Here is a 15,900-nt window from a genome sequence, read left to right on the forward strand (position 1 = left end):
CAACGCTTCTACCCCCGAAATCGCCTTGCCAGACGATTCGAACGGTAGAGCTGGTGGGTCGAGGGTGGGGCCCAATCAGAGCATCAAAACCGCTCCAGGTGGGGCCACTTCAGGCTGGCACACTCACAGCACGACGTCCTCGCGCCCGTGCATCTGCAGCAGCTGGTTCAGCCCGATGGTTCCGGCCGCCCCGGGCATGTTGACGACCTGCGGGTTGCTGACCACCCCGTTCTCGCGCATCGCCGCCTGCAGCTCCCGGGCGACCGTGTCCCAGCCGCCCCCGGCCGAGGCCGGGGCGATGATGGTCAGCCCCGTCCGGGCGCCCGAGACCGCGCCGGCCTGATGGGCGTCGATCCCCGCCAAGGCCACCACAGGCACGAGTGCGCCCAACGCGACCCACTTCCCGACTTTCTTGATCATGTTCCCCTCCTCGCCGGAGCCACCAGAATTCTATCTAGTAGCATTGACTAACGTACAGTAGAACGTCGAGGGTGTTGTGATGTCAAGCACAGACAGATGAACGGGGTAAAAGATGAGTGTGATCGTTGCCTACGGAGCAACCGAAGAAAGCGAAGCGGCCCTCACCCACGGCGTGGCCGAAGCCGCACGCCGGCGGGTGCCACTGCACGTGGTCGCCACCAGTACGGAGGCCGACACGGCCGCCCAGCAACGACTTCACAGCATGGGGGAGAAGATCCAGCAGTGGGCGATGCACGAGGTGCCGGCTCAGCAGAGCCCGGCCCATGCGGTGCTCGATGTGGCCGCCGCCGAGAAGGCTCAGGTCATCGTGGTGGGCACCCGGCACCGCTCCGCGGTGGGCAAGCTGCTGATGGGCAGTCTGGCGCAGGAGATTCTGCTCAGCGCCGAGGCGCCCGTGCTGCTGGTCAAGCCGCAGCGCTGAGGATCAGGCCCTGACGGTGCGGCGGCCGTCCAGCTCCTCCTGCAGCTGGGCGGCCTCACCCCGCAGCAGCTCGATCAGCCCCGGCACGGACTCCTCGGTGATGCGGGTACGCGTGCCCACCAGGGTCAACGCGCCCAGAAAGGCGCCCCCGGCGCCGAAGACCGGCACCGACACCGCGACGGTCTCCGGGTCACGCTCCCCGAAAGAAGCGCGGTAGCCCTCCGCGCGCACCTGCCGGTGGATCTCGGTGTCCCCACCGGTGTAGGCCATCAGCACATGCCCGCCGGCCCCCCGATCCAAGGGGAGACGCACGCCTTCCTCGATGTGGTGGCGCAGCGGGTGCTTGGAGTGATGACGGTAGAGACACACCCGGTCCTCGCCCTCCCGCACGTAGAAGGCCGCCGTCTCCCCAGAGGCCTCGCTCAACCGCTTCAGCGCCGGGCGGATCACCTCACCCAGATCGAAGGAATCCCGGTACAACGACCCCAAGCGCAACACCGTGGGCCCCAACCGGAAGTGACCGTCTGCGTCACGGCGCAGATACCCCCAGTACTCCAAGGACCCGGCCAGGCGCAGCGTGGTGCTCGGATACAACCCCGTCCGCTTGGCGATCTCCGTCAACGACAGGCGGACATCGTTCTCGCTGAAGACATCCAGGATCGACAGCGCCCGCTCCACCGCATCGACCTTCTTGCGCTCCTCGGTTGCACCCTTGGCCACGTCACCACACCTCCACGGAACGAACTGCGTTCTGCCACCTTCCCGGCGACCACAAACCAATTCTACTGGATGGAAGACGAATTTCTATCAGGTAGAACGTTGACTCCCATGCCGAAACGCAGAAGTGGGCGACGGTCGAGTCCCGGCCCAGGTCGACCGTCAAAGGTTTTAAGGGTGAAGGACTGCTCCAAGTGGATGGCCACAAGGGATGGGATGCAAGACGTCTCGTCGCAAAAAACTGCACCCGCATGTTTCCGCGGTTCGGCCTGTCTCGCATCCTTGTGCTTTATCCATGCCTCTAGAATTCGATACTCAACGTTAGTTACGAGACAGATGAGGTGGACGTGGGGAAGCTCATCGGGTATGCCCGGGTATCGACACGGCAGCAGGATGCGGACCGTCAGGTATCCGACCTGCTACATGCCGGCGTGCGACGCGATGACATCTACATGGACAGTGGAGTGTCTGGAGGCCGTGCATCACGCCCACAGTTCGACAAAGCAGTGGCCGCCCTCGAAGAGAGCGACACCTTGGTCATCACCACGCTGGACCGGTTGGGGCGATCGACTCAGAACATGCTGAGCTTCGCCGAAGAGCTGCGGGGCACAGGTGCCGGGCTGCGGGTGCTGAACCTCGGTGGGGGAGACGTGGACACCGCGACCCCGATGGGTTCCATGGTCTTCACCGTCATGGCCGCCCTGGCGCAGATGGAGTTGGAGATCAAGCGGGAGCGGATCACCGACTCGGTGGCCAAACGGAGGGCCGCCGGTAAGGACCTGGGCGGGCGGCGTCAGACTTTCACCGACTCCCAGATCCGCAACGCCCTGCGCCTGATCGAGTCCGGGGAGCCGGCCACCCAGGTCGCTCGAGACCTGGGGATGTCGCGGGCGACCCTCTACCGGCGGATCCGGGAGCTGCCGCAAGCGAGGACCATCTGAGTCCGATGCGTCACGGGATCGTCCGGGAAGTGGTGGCTGTCTGGGCGGGGGTGACGTGGATGGTGGCCTGCTGCAGATGGGGGACGTGTAGGCGCAGGTGCTCCTCGACGGCGTGGGCGAGGTTGTGGCCGGCCTCCACGCTCAGGGTGTTCTCCACGGCGATCGCTACCTCGGCCTCCAGGCGGTGCCCGCTCCACCGGGCCCGTGTCCGGCCCACCGCTGCGACCCCGGGTACGGCGGCGGCCGTGCGCTCGATCAAGTCCAAGGTCCCGTCCTCGACGCCGTCCATGAGCCGGCGCACGACCGTGCGCATCGACCCGACCAGCACCGCGATGATCACCGCGGCAATGGCCAGGCCGATCACCGGATCCACCCACGGGAGCCCGAACCAGGCGCCGATGACCCCGAGCACCACCGCTAGGGAGGTCAGGGCGTCGGTGCGGGCGTGCTGGCCCTCGGCGATCAGCGCCGCTGAGCCGATGCGCCGCCCGGCCCGGATGCGATAGCGGGCCACGACCTCGTTGCCGGCGGCCCCGACAAGGGCGGCAGCCAGGACCCACCCGAGGTGGGTCATGTCCTGCTGGGTGGTCAGCGCCCGCAGTGATTCCCAGACGATCAGCGCGGCCGAGAGGGCGATCACGGCCCCGATGAGCAGCCCGACCAGGTCCTCGGCCCGCCGGAACCCGTAGCTGTAGCGCCGGGTGGGGGCCTGGCGGCCGAGGCGGAAGGCAATGATCAGCGGGATGGTCGTGGCCAGGTGCCCGAGGTTGTGCACGGTGTCAGCGAGTAGGGCCACCGACCCGCTGAGCCAGACGATGACGATCTGCAGCAGTGCCGTGGCCCCCATCCCGGCCAGGCTGATCCAGGCGGCGCGGATGCCGATGGAACTGGCCTGCTCAGCGGTCTGGATGGCCTCGGTGTGGTCATGGCTGTGCGGGATGAGGGCGTGCTTGAGCCGGGCCCAACCGCCGTGGTGCCCATGACCCTCATGGTGACCATGGCCATGGTCCTGGGAGTGGGTGGGAGAGTCGCCGTGTGCGGGGGTGGGCCGGGCTGGTTTCACACTGGAAGCGTATCTACGTAGATACGAAGATACAAAGGCGCAGATAGCATGGTGCCGTGCACGACGAGCTGGTCCACCCTGCCCCCGATGATGAGCATGCCCGGATCGCTGCGGGAACCTTCCGCATGCTCTCCGATGCGACGCGGGTGAAAATCCTCTGGGCACTGTTCCAGGGCGAGTCCAGCGTGAACGCCCTGGCCGAGCTGGTCGGCGCCGCGCCCACGGCGGTGAGCCAGCACCTGGCCAAGCTGCGCCTGGCCGGATTGGTGGAGAGCCGGCGGCAGGGCACTTTCGCGTACTACTGGGCGACCGACACCCACGTGCACCGCCTGCTGGCCGAGGCGCTCTCGCACGCCGAGCACATCACCGGTGCCGCCCCGGCAGGCGCCCCGCACAGCTACCGCGCTACAGGCGCTGCTCGCAACGGGTGACCCACTCCATGTATCTCGCCGGGCGCGTTCGAGTCACAAAGCCGACGAGGGGGACTGCCGCACCGATAGGTGCACTTATCGGTGCGGCAGTCCCCTTTCGGCACTTGAAGGGGCCGTTCGTTGGCCACACGTCGACGCGGGGCCTATGGCAGTTCAAAGGTGACGGCGGGATGTGAAGTGGATTGTGGAGCTTCCCTCAAGACGACATGAAGATTCCCTGAAGCTTGCTCTGCTGGGTGCTCTACGTCCTGTTTTTCTGGGTCGATGAGGGCATAGTTTGCCAGTGAGAACACCCCGTTCTCATCCGTTCGTGCACGGACATTCGGGTGCCCCAGTATTCCTCCCCAGGGCTGGGGCGCCCGTCTTTAACGTGAAGGGGTGATCTGGCTCGGATCACAGGGTCCGACGGACCCCGGGCCACCTCGCGGGTCCTGCGCTGGGTCTCCCTTTCCTCGTTTCGTGCTTCGGTCGCACGGAGAAGCGCCTGCGTCGCCCATGGACCTTGGAGTCTTCATGGAACCTTGAGAATCCCGCGACGGGGACTCCAAGTGAGGCGTCCACCCTGGGACAGAGGGTCCCGGATGCACCGGGACCTTGTCGTTAACAGGGGGAATGATGAGTACTGGATCGAGGATGGGAGGGCATTTGCCGGCGGGTCTTGGAGACGCGGTGGTAAGGCCCACCCGCCGGTTGGTGGGGATCGATGCGGCCAGGGGGCTGGCGCTGATCGGGCTGATGGCCATTCATCTGCTACCGGCTTGGAACGAGGAGACCGGGGAAGCGAGCTGGTCGTGGCGGCTGTTCTCGGGGGACTCAGCGGCCCTGTTCGCCCTGCTGGCAGGGGTGGGGCTGGCACTGACCTCCGGGGGGCGGCACCCGCACGAGGGTAGGACGATGACCGCTGACCGGATCGGCCTGGTGGTGCGCGCGGTGCTGATCGCGATCGTGGGGTTGTGGATCGGGACGCTGATGTCGGAGGACCCGCCCGCTTACAACATCCTGATCTACTACGGGGTGTTCTTCCTGCTGGCGATTCCGTTCCTGCATGCAGGCCCGAAGGCCCTGTTCATCTCCGCAGTGCTTTTCGGGGTGGTGTCCCCGATGCTGATGCAGGGACTCCAAAATGCGTTGCCCGAATTCGTCTCCTACAACCCCACGTTCACGGATCTGCTCACGCAGCCCGGTGCCACGGCCTCCCAGCTGTTGCTGACCGGGACCTATCCGGCCCTGCCGTACATGACCTATCTCCTGGTCGGACTGGGGCTGGGGCGGTTGAATCTGCGCAAGACGGAGGTTCAAGCTCGACTGGTGGTGGTGGGCGTGGGGCTGGCGATCTTCGCCCAGACCACTTCCTATGTCCTGCTCTATGCCTTGGGTGGTTACCAGCGGCTGCTGGATGCCTCCTCAATGGGCGAGCACGAGCTGGAGGATGTACTGGTCTGGGGGCCAGACTCGTTGCCCACGGAGACTGTGTGGTGGTTGGCGATCGCCACCCCGCACACCAACACCCCGCTGGCGATCGCGGCCAGCCTTGGGGTGAGCCTGGCGGTGCTGGGCGTCTTCCTGCTGATCGGCCCGAAGATCGGGGCATGGTTGTTACCGCTGTCGGCGATGGGCGTGATGACCTTGACCCTCTACACCGTCCACTTGGTGGCACTGTCCTTCGAGGCCCACTACGAGCTGCCCTACCTGTGGTTCATGGTCCACCTGGCGGTGGCGGCGCTGTTCGCGGTGGCCTGGCACCGGAGCCTGGGGCAGGGACCGCTGGAGAAGGTGGTCAGCACCAGCGTGAAAGGCACCCGCCAGCTGGTGCTGGGCAGGCCGGCCCAGGACAGCCACGGATAGGCTGTACCGGTAGCCACGACATGACGGGCCGTGCCCGCCGCAGCAGACGTGCTCTCTGCGGCGGGCACGGCCCGCCGCCGTCACGGAACGGTCTGGTGACGCTGGGGTCAGTCCGGGGGCGTGTGGCGGGGCAGGTGGATCCGGAAGCTGGTCCCGCGTCCGGGGCCGCCGCTGGTGGCCTCCAGGGTCCCGCCTTGGGCCTCGACCAGGGATTTGCTGATGGCCAGTCCCAGGCCTGAGCCCACGCGGTGGGCCTCCCGGCCGGTGTTGGCGCGGTAGAAGCGCTCGAACACGTGCGGGAGGTGCTCGGAGCCGATGCCTTCCCCGGTGTCGGTGACGGTGACAGTGACCGCCTCCGGGGTGTGGTCGGTGCGCACGGTGACGGCCCCGCCGGATGGGGTGTGGCGTAAGGCGTTCTCCAGCAAGTTGCCCAACACTTGTCCCATCCGCTCCTGATCGACCAGCACCGGTGTGACCTCCATGCCGGTGCTGATGGAGGTCACCGAGATGTTCTGAGCGGCGGCGTCCTGTTGGACGGCCGCGGCCGCCTGGGCTGCCAGCCGGCCCGGGTCCTGGAGGGTCAGCTGCAGATGGGTCATGCCTTCCTCGGCGGCGGTGAGCTGGCGGATGTCGCGGGCCAGTCGCTCCAGCCGGGCGATCTGGGCGTACAAGATGCCCGTGGTTCGTGCATCCCACTCGACCACTCCGTCCTCGATGCCCTCTAGATGTCCTTTGAGACTGGCCAGGGGGGTGCGCATCTCATGAGCCAGATCGGCCAGCATCTGGCGCCGGGTGGTGTCCACGGCGTCGAGCCTGGCCGCCATGTCGTTGAAAGACCCAGCCAGGGAGTCGAACTCCGCGCCCAGGCTGGTGGAGGTGACACGCACGTCGTAGTTGCCGGCAGCCACCTCCTGGGCGGCGGTGCTGAAGGAGACCAGGGACCGCCCGATCGTGCGGTAGAGGTAGAAGGTGAGCATCCCGGCGATGTAGAGCGCCGGGAGCCCCCCGATGGTCAGGGCGGTGAGGCTCACCGAGCGGAAGGCGTCCTCCAGGTGCACCAGTCCGGTGGCCTCATCGGCGTGGCCGGCCTCGATGAGCTCGTGATAGAACATGTTCGGCCCGACCAGCACCGCGGTGATCACCACGATGATCAGCCCGATGGCCAGCACTGCGGTCTGGGCTAGCATCAATCGCACCGTCAATGGGCTCCAGGACAAAGACCAGGCCCGGGTCCGGTCGGAGACGGCGGCGCTCATCGCCCGGTGCCCATCCGGTAGCCGATCCCGCGGATCGTGTGGATGAATGTCGGCCTGGTGGCTACGTCGCCGAGCTTCTTGCGGATCCGTCCGATGTGCACATCCACCAGGTGCTCGTCCCCGGTCCAGTGCGTGTCCCAGACCATCTCCACCAGCTGCCGGCGCGAGAGCACCAGTTGGGGGCGGGCAGCCAGGCACAGGAGCAGGTCGAACTCGATCCTCGTCAACGCCACCGGTTCCCCGCCCAGGTGCACCTGGCGGGAGTCCCCGTCCACCACCAGGTCCCCGATCACCAGCCCCTGGTCCTGGCCCGCCGGCTCCGGGACGGGTGCGGACTGGGTGCGCACCCGGCGCAGCATGGCCTGCACCCGGGCCACGAGTTCGCGCGGGCTGAACGGCTTGGTCACGTAGTCGTCGGCTCCCATCGACAGGCCCACGATCTTGTCGACCTCATCATCCCGGGCGGTGAGCATCAGGACGTGGCAGTCCGAGAAGGTCCGCACCTGACGGCACACCTCGATCCCGTCGATCCCCGGCAGCCCGAGGTCGAGCACCAGCACGTCCGGGGCGAAGTTCCGTACCGCGGCCACCGCCTCCGTGCCGTCGTGGCGCATCACGACCTCCAGCCCGGCCTTGCGCAGATAGTCCGCGATCAGCTGCGCGAGGTCGACCTCGTCGTCGACCACCAGCACACGTCCGGTGAGCGGATCCGTCATCTGTCCTCCCGGTACTGATCGCTGTGACATGAACACTGTGCTGCGAGCCCCAGCGTCCCAGGGCGACCGTGTCTGAGGCCTCGGAAACGAAACAGGGGGGTGGACTCGTCGTGGCCGGGCTCACCGGTGAACCGGTGGTCGCTGTGGCTAACGATCCCCTGCACCGGGCCGATGAGAGGGATATCGGACACTGAGAAGATCGCGTGTCGCCCCTCCACGAGCCCGGACAGACGCAACACGGCCGGGATCCGGCCACCACCACCGGGCGAGGGGACTCCGGTGGTCTCGGCCATCTCGGTGACGGTGCGCGCGCTGGAGGAACAGGACCCCAGGCGAGGGGGAGGGGGGCCGTGTCCTGAGGCAAGAGGGCGCGGTGCTGCCAAACCTACGGTTGGTCGGTGACCGTTCGGGGTGCTGCTGACTGCGCGAAGGGTGCGCGCCCATCGGGTGCCGCGTCGGGGATCACCGCACTGGACTGGACTGGCTGGAACGGGTCGACGGGGACCATGACATCCCGGTGTCGGCCCGTTCCAGTCGATGACGGCCCAGCTCGTGGTCCTGGATCAGGCCGCGAACCACTCCTCCAACCAGCCCTGCATGAGCTCGATCTCCGCCTGCTGGTCCTCGATCATCTTCTCCGCCATGGCTCGCAACTCGGGGTCGGTGCCCATCTGCAGCTCCATCTCGGCCATCTCGAGAGCCATCTGGTGGTGGGCGATCATCTCTTCGAGGAAGGCCTTGTCGAACTCATCCCCGGACCGTTTCGCCAGCTCTTCGAGGCTCATGCCGTCCATGCCGTCCATGCCGTCCATCTCGCCCATCATGGCGCCCTGCATGTCGGCATTCATGCTCCGGCCATGGCCGCCATGGCCATGGCCGTGGACGTGGTGCCCGTGGCCGTGGTGGTGGCCGTGTCCATGGTGGTGGTGTCCCGGGGTGTTCTCGGCGGCCAGCCGCTGGGCCGCTGCTTCCAGTTGCTGGATCTCCTCGGTCTGGGCCTCGATGATCTTCTCCGCCAGGTCACGGATTTCGGGACGCTCGGACTTCTGCAGGGCCAGCTCGGCCATGTCGGTGGCACCTTGGTGGTGGGGGACCATCATCACGGCGAAGTGGCGGTCGTGGTTCATGTGCCGCTCAGCGCCCGTCTGTGCGGAGGCGGAGGCAGGCTGGTGCGTCGGGGACGCGACCGCCGCGGTCGCCCCGGCACCGCTGAGGGCCAGCGCCAGGGCCGTCCCGGCGGCCAGGTGCTTGAACGTCGACGTCATGACGAATCTCTCTTTCGCAGCAGCCCGTACTGGACCTGCACATCGTGGTGTTTGCTCTGTTCAGCCTCGGGTCGAGGCGGACCGATCCATCCACGGTAGCCCCGCCGCAGCTGGCTTCGCCGGGCTGGGAGGGCTGGGCGGTAGATCTTCACTGAACCTTCAAGAGCGGGCCCATCAGGCGGCCAGATCGGGGTGTTCCCCGGCGGTGGATGGGTGCAGGCATCTCCGGTTCTGACCGACCGATCCTGGATGCTGATCAGGTGGGGGGCACACCCGCCGCCCGCCACGAGCGGCATTCGTGGCGGACGGAGGGTTGGCTCAGCGGAAGGTGACGTAGCCGACCGTCGGCATGGCATTCACGCTGTGCACGAAGGTGCCCTGGGTGGGATTCAGCGCGGAGATCATCTTGCCGCCACCAAGGTAGATCCCGATGTGGGCCCCGCCGTTCTGGACGACGAGGTCGCCAGGCTGCGGGTCGGTGGTCAGGGTGCCGGCCGCCCACTGCTGCTGGCTAGTGCGGGGGAGGTCGATGCCCTGCTGGGCGTAGACCCACTGGGTGAAGCCGGAGCAGTCCCAGGCGCCGAAGTCCGTGCCGCCCCAGACGTAACCGGTGCCGGCTCCCTGCATCGCTGTGCCCACGATCCCGGAGGCGCCGGTAATTTCGGTGATGTCCGCCGATTGGGTGGACACCGCCACGGCCGATGTAGCCTGCTCGGGCGCGGCCGGGGCCTGGGAAGAGGCGGTGGAGACGGTCTGCGGGGCGGCCGCGGGCTGGGAGGCCGCCGAGGTGTAAGTCGTCAGTGCGGACGCGGGGGTCGCGTAGGCGGGGGCGGTCTCTGCGGGGACCTCGGCGTAGGCCTGGGCCGGGGCGATGGAGCCGATGAGCACCGCACCGGCGGTGGCAGCGATCGTGGTGTTGCGCACGGCGTGAGAGGTGGTCTCGGCACGGTGGCGGGCAGCGTGGCGCTTGAAAACAGTCATGGGTTAGTTCCTCCCTTTGCCTACGAGGTGAGCTGTCGGATGCGGGTGGGAGACACCCGGCCGGCAGAGCGCACGCGCTCTGCCGGCTTAACCCCAAGGCCCCGGATCACCGGGACCGAAAATGGTTCCCCCGCTTCTGCCAAGCGATATCTCTTCAGGAACCTCGAGCACCGGCAGAATTCGGCGATGTGCACGAGGGCGCCGACCGGATCAGTCATCGGCACGCAGTGGACAGTAGCCCATCCATAACGAAAGTGTCACGTTTAGGTCACGGCCTGGATTCTCTCCTCAGTCGGGAGCGGGAAGCTGTGATTCCGGCCTCGGAAAAATACGCCCCGAGGAAGTGAAACCGTCACGCAGCAGGACCCGTCGCGTAGCTCACACCGGTCTTTCAAAGCGCTCTGACTAGGACACATGGCATGGTGGCGCGCGTTTCGCTGGACGCAGCCGACAGCGACAGGGCTCTGCAACCATGCGCAGTCTTCAGCGCGGGCCGGGCCAGCACCAAGATTGTTGGGGAGGATTTTCAAGGTGGCTCACAGTTTGGGAGGGCTTCGGAAGTGCCCTTCCGAGGCCTTAGGGCAGGGTTTCTTCATGAAATCTCCATATTCAGCCCGCTGCACCGATGTAGAGGCCAGGTAGTGAGGCGGGATCGCGGATTCTTGAGGCGTTGATCTTCATCAAATCTTCAAGCTTTCGGGTCGCGTCACACAGAATCGGCAGTTTACTGTCGATGACATGGCGGGCTGGCTCCGGCCGGTTCGTCTCCTCGACCGAACCGACGAAGGAGCAAGCCATGACCCATCACGTGAGCGCGATGCTGGAGACCTACCCGAAGGACCTCGGGGGAGTGGACCAGGGCAAGCTGGCGGCCTGTATCGAGGCCTGCTTCGAGTGCGCCCAGACCTGCACCGCTTGTGCCGATGCCTGCCTGTCCGAGGACATGGTCGCCGAGCTGACCAAGTGCATCCGCACCAATCTCGACTGCGCGGACCTGTGCGAGGCCACCGGGCGGGTGCTCTCCCGGCACACCGGCTACGACGCGAACATCACCTTGGACGCGATCCGGGTCTGCCAGATGGCGTGCAAGGCGTGTGCTGATGAGTGCGAGCAGCACGCGGACATGCACGAGCACTGCCGGATCTGTGCTGAGGCCTGCCGTCGCTGCGAGGCCGCCTGTGCGGCACTGGTCGCCTCCCTGGGCTGAGCCCAGACTCGCGCTGACCCACGGACGCCGATGACCGGCCTCCGTCGGTGAAAGAGGAGCCTGATGGGCTGATCGGGCGTGCCCGGATGCGGGTTCCCTCTTCCCCCCGCCCCTTGTTCAGTACAGCTCTGCCCGCGCGGTTTGTTCACGCGCAGGGTACGGGGCTGATGACCGAGCCGGCACCTCGGGGTCGAGCTCCTTCATTGCGGAAGAGAGACATCATCATGCGTTCCATCCAGTTCCCTGGCCGTCGCACGGCGGCCGCCGCCTCCACCGTTGTCGTCGCCACGGCCCTGTGGGGCGGGGCCAGCGCCCCAGTGTTCGCCCACGGACAGGTGACCACCCCGGTCTCGTCCCACGCCCAGGATCAGGCCCCGGAGGACATGCTCGGCCCCGATCCCACCTCCCCGACCGCCTACGAATTCGGTGAGACCCTGGCCGGTTTGGAGGGCGAGCAGCTGGAGGTCACTTTCCTGGCCGAGATCATTGGCCACCACCAGGCCGCGATCGAGATGGCCCAGCTGGAGCTCGAGCGCGGGACCAGCCCGGACATCCGCACCCACGCGGAGAACATCATCGCCAGCCAGCAGCACCAGATCGACCAGTTCACCACCTGGTTGGAGGAGTGGTACGGGTTGACCCCGGAAGAGGCCAAGGCTCAGGCCCCGGAGGAAGCACAGGAGGAGATGAAGATCCTGGAGGAGGAGACCCGGATGATGGTCGAAGAACTGGCCGCTGTTGAGGCTGGCGAGGACTTCGACGTCGCTTTCGTGCAGAAGATGATCCCGCACCACAACGGCGGGATCGTCGAGTTCCTCGAGCTGCAGTCCCGCGCTGATCATGCTCAGCTGCGGGTGGCCTCCAGCGCTGGGATCACCGCGCAACAGGCGCAGATCGCGGACTTCCGCACCTGGCTGGCCGGCCAGAACTGAACGAGCACGCTCATGGTGAGGGGCCCGTCCACCGACGGGCCCCTCACCGTGAGCCGGTCGCGCGACCGGCTTCAGGGGTGAGTGTGGGGCTGCTGCCCGGTGCTGTTCGCCCCGTCGCGCCGGCGGACGACGACCCACTGTGCGACGACGATGATCAGGGCCACCACGGCGGTGACCACCAGGGTGAACGGGTCCGACTGGGCCTTCAGCAGCACGAACGGCACGAGCACCGCGGCGTCGAGCAGGATCGCGATCCCGGGGATCCAGGGCTTGGCCCCGACATCGTCCTTGAGGTGGCGCAGGATGCCGAGGTGGATGGCGATGTCCATGGCCAGGTACAGGATGGCGCCGAGGGAGGCGATCTGGGACAGGTCGAAGAACGCGGCCATCAGCATCGCCAGCCCGGCCGTGATGTAGAGGGATTGGTGACCCTCCTGCCCCGGCAGCCCGGGGGCCTGGCCCATGTCGCGGAGCATGTCGTAGAGCTTCGAGACCGAGAACAGGCTCGCGACCAGTCCCGACAGCGTCGCGACGACGGCGATCACCACGGTCAGCGTCACACCCCAGGCGCCGAACATCGGCTCGGCCGCCTCGGCCAGGGCGTAGTCCCGGGCCGCCACGATCTGCGGCACGGTCAGGCTGCCGGTGACCGCGACGGTGATCAGCAGGTAGAGCACGGTGCATAGGGCGATGGAGATCATGATGGAGCGGCCGATGTTGCGCTGCGGCTGCTGCAGGTCCGCGCCCTGGTTGGTGATCGTGGTGAAGCCCTTGTACGCCAGGATGCACAGGGTGGTCCCGGCCAGGAAGCCCAGCCAGCCCGCCTCCGGTGGGGTGCGGTCGGCGGCGGTGAACAGCCTGCCCAGGGAGGACACCCCTGCCGCGAGGATGCCCGCGACCGCCAGCACGGCGATCCCGACGATCTTGATTGCCGCGGTCACCGTGGCGGAGCGCTCCACCCACCGGTTGCCCACCAGGTTGACCAGGGCGGCGGCCGCGATGGCCACCACCGCCAGCACCGGCACCCACACCGCGGAGTCCTGCAGGCCGAAGGGGCGCAGCAGGTAGGAGGCGAAGGTGCGGCCCAGCAGGGACTCGGCCAGGATCATCGACACGTACATGAACAGGGAGAAGGACCCGGCGAGAACCCCGGGGCCGTAGGCGGCCTTGAGTAGCATCGCGATCCCGCCGGAGGACGGGTTGGTGGCCGAGTAGCGGATGTAGGAGTAGGAGCTGAACGCCACGACCACGGCGCCGGCGAGGAACGCCCAGGGCACCCAGCCCCCGGCCAGCTCCGCGACCTGCCCCACGAGGGCGAAGATGCCCGCACCGATCATCACCCCCGTGCCCAGGGCGACGGATCCGGTCAGGGAGAGCTTCTGCTGCGTCTGCGTGCTGTCGTTCATGGGGAGCTGCACGTCCTTCCTGCCGGGGTGCGATCGTTTCTCGGCGGTGGGGTTGTCGGACAAGGTCGGTGGGTCGGGCCCACCGCCGCTCAGCGGACCTCGAGGGTGCCCATCATGCCGAGGTCTTCGTGGTCGAGGGTGTGGCAGCGGAAGACGGGGCGGCCGCCGAAGTCGTCGAAGGCCACCCGGACGGTGACCCCCCCCCGAAGGCCGGGATGTTGACCACGTCCCGCCACCGCGGTGCGGAGACGTCGCGGCCCTCCTCGGCCACGACCTGCAGGGGTCACACGTGCAGGTGCACCGGGTGGTCCAGGGGGCTGGAGTTGGTCAGGGTCCACACCTCCACGGTGCCCACCCGGACCCGCTGGTCGGTGCGCTCGGCGTCGTACCCTTACCCGTCGATCGTGAAGGACATCATGCGGCCCGGTCTTCCTCCGCCGCATCCAGGGACAGCTGCTGGCGGCGGCTCAGCGGGCTCACCGGTCGCCTTCTTCCAGGGTCCGTAGGCGTTCCCGGTACTCCTCGGTGTTGATCTCTCCGCGGGCGTAGCGCTCCTGGAGGATCTCCCGGGACCGGCGCGGGCCTGCACCCGTCGTCGGCGGCGCGGTGCCGCCCTGCCAGGTGCCGCCGCCCGAGCCGCTGGTGAACGCCTTCACCAGCACGAAGACCAGCACCACCGTGCCCCCGATGAGCAGGAGCCAGAACAGCCACATCCACCCCATGCCGTCACCCCACATCATGACGGGTTCCTTCCGTGGTAGTTGGCGCTGTTCCGGGGCCGCCCTGTAGCGGCCCCGGACGACCTGCGGAGTCTCAGGAGCCGCTGGGCAGGCCCTGGAGCAGGCCCTCCATCTCGGTGATCTCGGCCTCCTGGGCCTCGATGACGTCCTGGGCCAGGGCCACGGCCTGCGGGTTCTGCCCCTGCTCGACCTGGTCGCGGGCCATCTCGACCGCGCCCTCGTGGTGGGCGGTCATCTGCTCCAGGTACAGCCGGGAGGCCTCGGTGCCCTGGGCGTCCTCCAGGGCCTGCATGTCCTCCTCGCTCATCATCCCGCTCATCCCCGCCCCGGAGCCGTGGTCCATGCCCTCCATGCCGCCGGACTCCATCATGGGCTCCTGGCCCCAGGCCTCGAGCATGGCGTTCATGCGCTCGATCTCCGGGCCCTGGGCGTCGATCACCTGCTGGGCGAAATCGGCGACCTCGGCCGGCACCTCCTCCTTGGCCAGCAGCGTCTCGCTCATCTCCACGGCCTGCTCGTGGTGCGGGACCATCATCTGGGCGAACATCACGTCCGCGTCGTTGTGCTCTTCGGCGATCGGCTCCTCGGAGGCCGACGTGGTGCTGGGGGTCTCGGGGGCGGCGGTGGCCGGGGCGGCGGTCTCCGCGCTCGTGCCGGTGTCCTGCTCGTCGGCGCCGGTGCCGCAGCCGGTCAGGGCCAGGGCGGAGGCCAGGGCGAGGGTGCTGAGGGCGGTGGTTCGCTTCATGGGGGTGTCCTTCTCTTCTTGTCGGTTGTGTCGGTGGGTCAGTGGGTGGGGGCAGTCGTGGACTGCTCGGCGGGACGGCGGTCCTCGGCGCTGACGGCGGCCAGATGGGCCGGGTCGAGGTCGAGGCGGCGCAGCAGCTGGGCGTTGAGCGCCACCACGATGGTGGACGCCGACATCAGCACCGCGCCCACGGCCGGGGACAGCACGATCCCGATCGGCGCGAGCACCCCGGCGGCTAGGGGCACGGCGGCCACGTTGTAGCCGGCGGCCCAGACCAGGTTCTGGATCATCTTCCGGTAGCTGGCCCGGGACAGCTCGATCATCGACAGCACGGACCGGGGGTCGTTGCCGGCCAGGACCACCCCGGCCGACTCCATGGCCACGTCGGTGCCGGCGCCGATGGCGATGCCGACCTCGGCCCGGGCCAGGGCGGGGGCGTCGTTGACGCCGTCGCCGACCATCGCCACGGTCATCCCCCGGGACTGGAGCTCGGTGACCTTGGTGTCCTTGTCCTGCGGGAGGACCTCGGCGAAGACCTCGTCGATGCCGAGCTCGGCGCCCACGGCCTCGGCGACCTGGCGGGCGTCGCCGGTGATCATCGCCACGCGCACCCCCCTGTCCTGCAGGGCGGCCACGGCGGCGCGGGACTCGGGGCGGACCTTGTCCTCCAGGGCCAGGGCGCCGATGACCGCTCCGTCCCGGAGGACGTGGAGCACCCCGGCGCCGCGCGCCACCCACTCACGGGTGGTCCCGG

20 protein-coding genes and 1 riboswitch are annotated in these 15,900 nt (G+C 67.8%); of the genes, 6 read left to right on the forward strand and 14 right to left on the reverse strand.

Annotation, left to right across the window (positions count from 1 at the left end; all coding sequences use genetic code 11):
* Positions 1–123: 123 nt before the first annotated feature.
* Complete coding sequence (locus CRM73_RS19980; RefSeq protein ID WP_370658541.1) at positions 124–420, reverse strand: hypothetical protein; 297 nt, start codon at positions 418–420, stop codon at positions 124–126.
* Positions 421–532: 112 nt separating this feature from the next.
* Between CRM73_RS19980 and CRM73_RS13985 the strand changes: the two genes are divergently transcribed.
* Positions 533–901 carry a universal stress protein gene (locus CRM73_RS13985; RefSeq protein WP_095651725.1) on the forward strand — a complete coding sequence of 123 codons (369 nt, stop codon included), beginning with the start codon at positions 533–535 and terminating at the stop codon, positions 899–901.
* Positions 902–904: 3 nt separating this feature from the next.
* Here the strand turns inward: CRM73_RS13985 and CRM73_RS13990 are convergent, their stop codons facing one another.
* Positions 905–1,621: an IclR family transcriptional regulator gene (locus CRM73_RS13990; protein WP_176475386.1), complete on the reverse strand. Its 717-nt coding sequence runs from the start codon at positions 1,619–1,621 to the stop codon at positions 905–907.
* Between the two features lie 344 nt (positions 1,622–1,965).
* Here CRM73_RS13990 and CRM73_RS13995 point away from each other — a divergent pair, with 344 nt between their 5' ends.
* Entirely contained in the window at positions 1,966–2,559 is a 594-nt protein-coding gene (locus CRM73_RS13995; RefSeq protein ID WP_047803060.1) for a recombinase family protein, read from the forward strand.
* A 10-nt stretch (positions 2,560–2,569) separates the two neighbouring features.
* Here the strand turns inward: CRM73_RS13995 and CRM73_RS14000 are convergent, their stop codons facing one another.
* Positions 2,570–3,622, reverse strand: coding sequence for a cation diffusion facilitator family transporter (locus CRM73_RS14000; RefSeq protein ID WP_047803061.1), 1,053 nt, complete (start codon positions 3,620–3,622; stop codon positions 2,570–2,572).
* A gap of 56 nt (positions 3,623–3,678) precedes the next feature.
* On the opposite strand from CRM73_RS14000, the gene CRM73_RS14005 reads away from it, so the two are divergent.
* Both CRM73_RS14005 and CRM73_RS14010 read left to right on the forward strand, forming a co-directional pair.
* Entirely contained in the window at positions 3,679–4,053 is a 375-nt protein-coding gene (locus CRM73_RS14005; protein ID WP_047803062.1) for a metalloregulator ArsR/SmtB family transcription factor, read from the forward strand.
* Between the two features lie 693 nt (positions 4,054–4,746).
* Positions 4,747–5,898: a heparan-alpha-glucosaminide N-acetyltransferase domain-containing protein gene (locus CRM73_RS14010; RefSeq protein WP_229588155.1), complete on the forward strand. Its 1,152-nt coding sequence runs from the start codon at positions 4,747–4,749 to the stop codon at positions 5,896–5,898.
* Positions 5,899–6,005: 107 nt separating this feature from the next.
* On the opposite strand, the gene CRM73_RS14015 is transcribed toward CRM73_RS14010, so the two are convergent.
* The 5 genes from CRM73_RS14015 to CRM73_RS14035 form a co-directional block, all read right to left on the reverse strand.
* On the reverse strand, positions 6,006–7,085 hold the full coding sequence (locus tag CRM73_RS14015) for a cell wall metabolism sensor histidine kinase WalK (protein ID WP_047803064.1): 1,080 nt from the start codon (positions 7,083–7,085) through the stop codon (positions 6,006–6,008).
* A gap of 65 nt (positions 7,086–7,150) precedes the next feature.
* Complete coding sequence (locus CRM73_RS14020) at positions 7,151–7,870, reverse strand: response regulator transcription factor (RefSeq protein WP_176337449.1); 720 nt, start codon at positions 7,868–7,870, stop codon at positions 7,151–7,153.
* A 563-nt stretch (positions 7,871–8,433) separates the two neighbouring features.
* Positions 8,434–9,135, reverse strand: a complete 702-nt coding sequence (locus CRM73_RS14025; RefSeq protein ID WP_095651722.1) for a DUF305 domain-containing protein — start codon at positions 9,133–9,135, stop codon at positions 8,434–8,436.
* Between the two features lie 318 nt (positions 9,136–9,453).
* On the reverse strand, positions 9,454–10,116 hold the full coding sequence (locus tag CRM73_RS14030) for a C40 family peptidase (RefSeq protein ID WP_047803065.1): 663 nt from the start codon (positions 10,114–10,116) through the stop codon (positions 9,454–9,456).
* Between the two features lie 5 nt (positions 10,117–10,121).
* Positions 10,122–10,312: riboswitch (cyclic di-AMP (ydaO/yuaA leader) on the reverse strand.
* A gap of 413 nt (positions 10,313–10,725) precedes the next feature.
* Complete coding sequence (locus CRM73_RS14035; RefSeq protein ID WP_141246848.1) at positions 10,726–10,914, reverse strand: hypothetical protein; 189 nt, start codon at positions 10,912–10,914, stop codon at positions 10,726–10,728.
* Here CRM73_RS14035 and CRM73_RS14040 point away from each other — a divergent pair.
* Together CRM73_RS14040 and CRM73_RS14045 are read left to right on the forward strand one after the other, a co-directional pair.
* Positions 10,913–11,323 carry a four-helix bundle copper-binding protein gene (locus tag CRM73_RS14040; RefSeq protein ID WP_047803066.1) on the forward strand — a complete coding sequence of 137 codons (411 nt, stop codon included), beginning with the start codon at positions 10,913–10,915 and terminating at the stop codon, positions 11,321–11,323. The two genes, CRM73_RS14035 and CRM73_RS14040, sit on opposite strands and share 2 nt — an antisense overlap.
* A 224-nt stretch (positions 11,324–11,547) precedes the next feature.
* Positions 11,548–12,255: a DUF305 domain-containing protein gene (locus CRM73_RS14045; RefSeq protein WP_047803067.1), complete on the forward strand. Its 708-nt coding sequence runs from the start codon at positions 11,548–11,550 to the stop codon at positions 12,253–12,255.
* 71 nt (positions 12,256–12,326) lie between these two features.
* Here CRM73_RS14045 and CRM73_RS14050 read toward each other — a convergent pair whose 3' ends face one another.
* The 6 genes from CRM73_RS14050 to CRM73_RS14070 all read right to left on the reverse strand — a co-directional run.
* A complete protein-coding gene (locus CRM73_RS14050; protein ID WP_075872539.1) occupies positions 12,327–13,661 on the reverse strand; it encodes an APC family permease in 1,335 nt (444 codons plus the stop codon).
* Positions 13,662–13,750: 89 nt separating this feature from the next.
* Positions 13,751–13,846: a hypothetical protein gene (locus tag CRM73_RS19985; RefSeq protein ID WP_331457110.1), complete on the reverse strand. Its 96-nt coding sequence runs from the start codon at positions 13,844–13,846 to the stop codon at positions 13,751–13,753.
* 98 nt (positions 13,847–13,944) lie between these two features.
* A complete protein-coding gene (locus CRM73_RS19990) occupies positions 13,945–14,016 on the reverse strand; it encodes a multicopper oxidase domain-containing protein (RefSeq protein ID WP_368828157.1) in 72 nt (23 codons plus the stop codon).
* Positions 14,017–14,137: 121 nt separating this feature from the next.
* On the reverse strand, positions 14,138–14,401 hold the full coding sequence (locus tag CRM73_RS14060) for an SHOCT domain-containing protein (RefSeq protein WP_047804183.1): 264 nt from the start codon (positions 14,399–14,401) through the stop codon (positions 14,138–14,140).
* A 73-nt stretch (positions 14,402–14,474) separates the two neighbouring features.
* Entirely contained in the window at positions 14,475–15,146 is a 672-nt protein-coding gene (locus CRM73_RS14065; RefSeq protein WP_047804184.1) for a DUF305 domain-containing protein, read from the reverse strand.
* A 38-nt stretch (positions 15,147–15,184) separates the two neighbouring features.
* Positions 15,185–15,900, reverse strand: a 716-nt coding sequence (locus tag CRM73_RS14070; RefSeq protein ID WP_229588157.1) for an HAD-IC family P-type ATPase, incomplete at its 5' end; no start/stop codon positions are given.

Source organism: Kocuria sp. CCUG 69068, from assembly GCF_020833785.1.
GTDB classification, from domain to species: domain Bacteria; phylum Actinomycetota; class Actinomycetes; order Actinomycetales; family Micrococcaceae; genus Kocuria; species Kocuria rosea.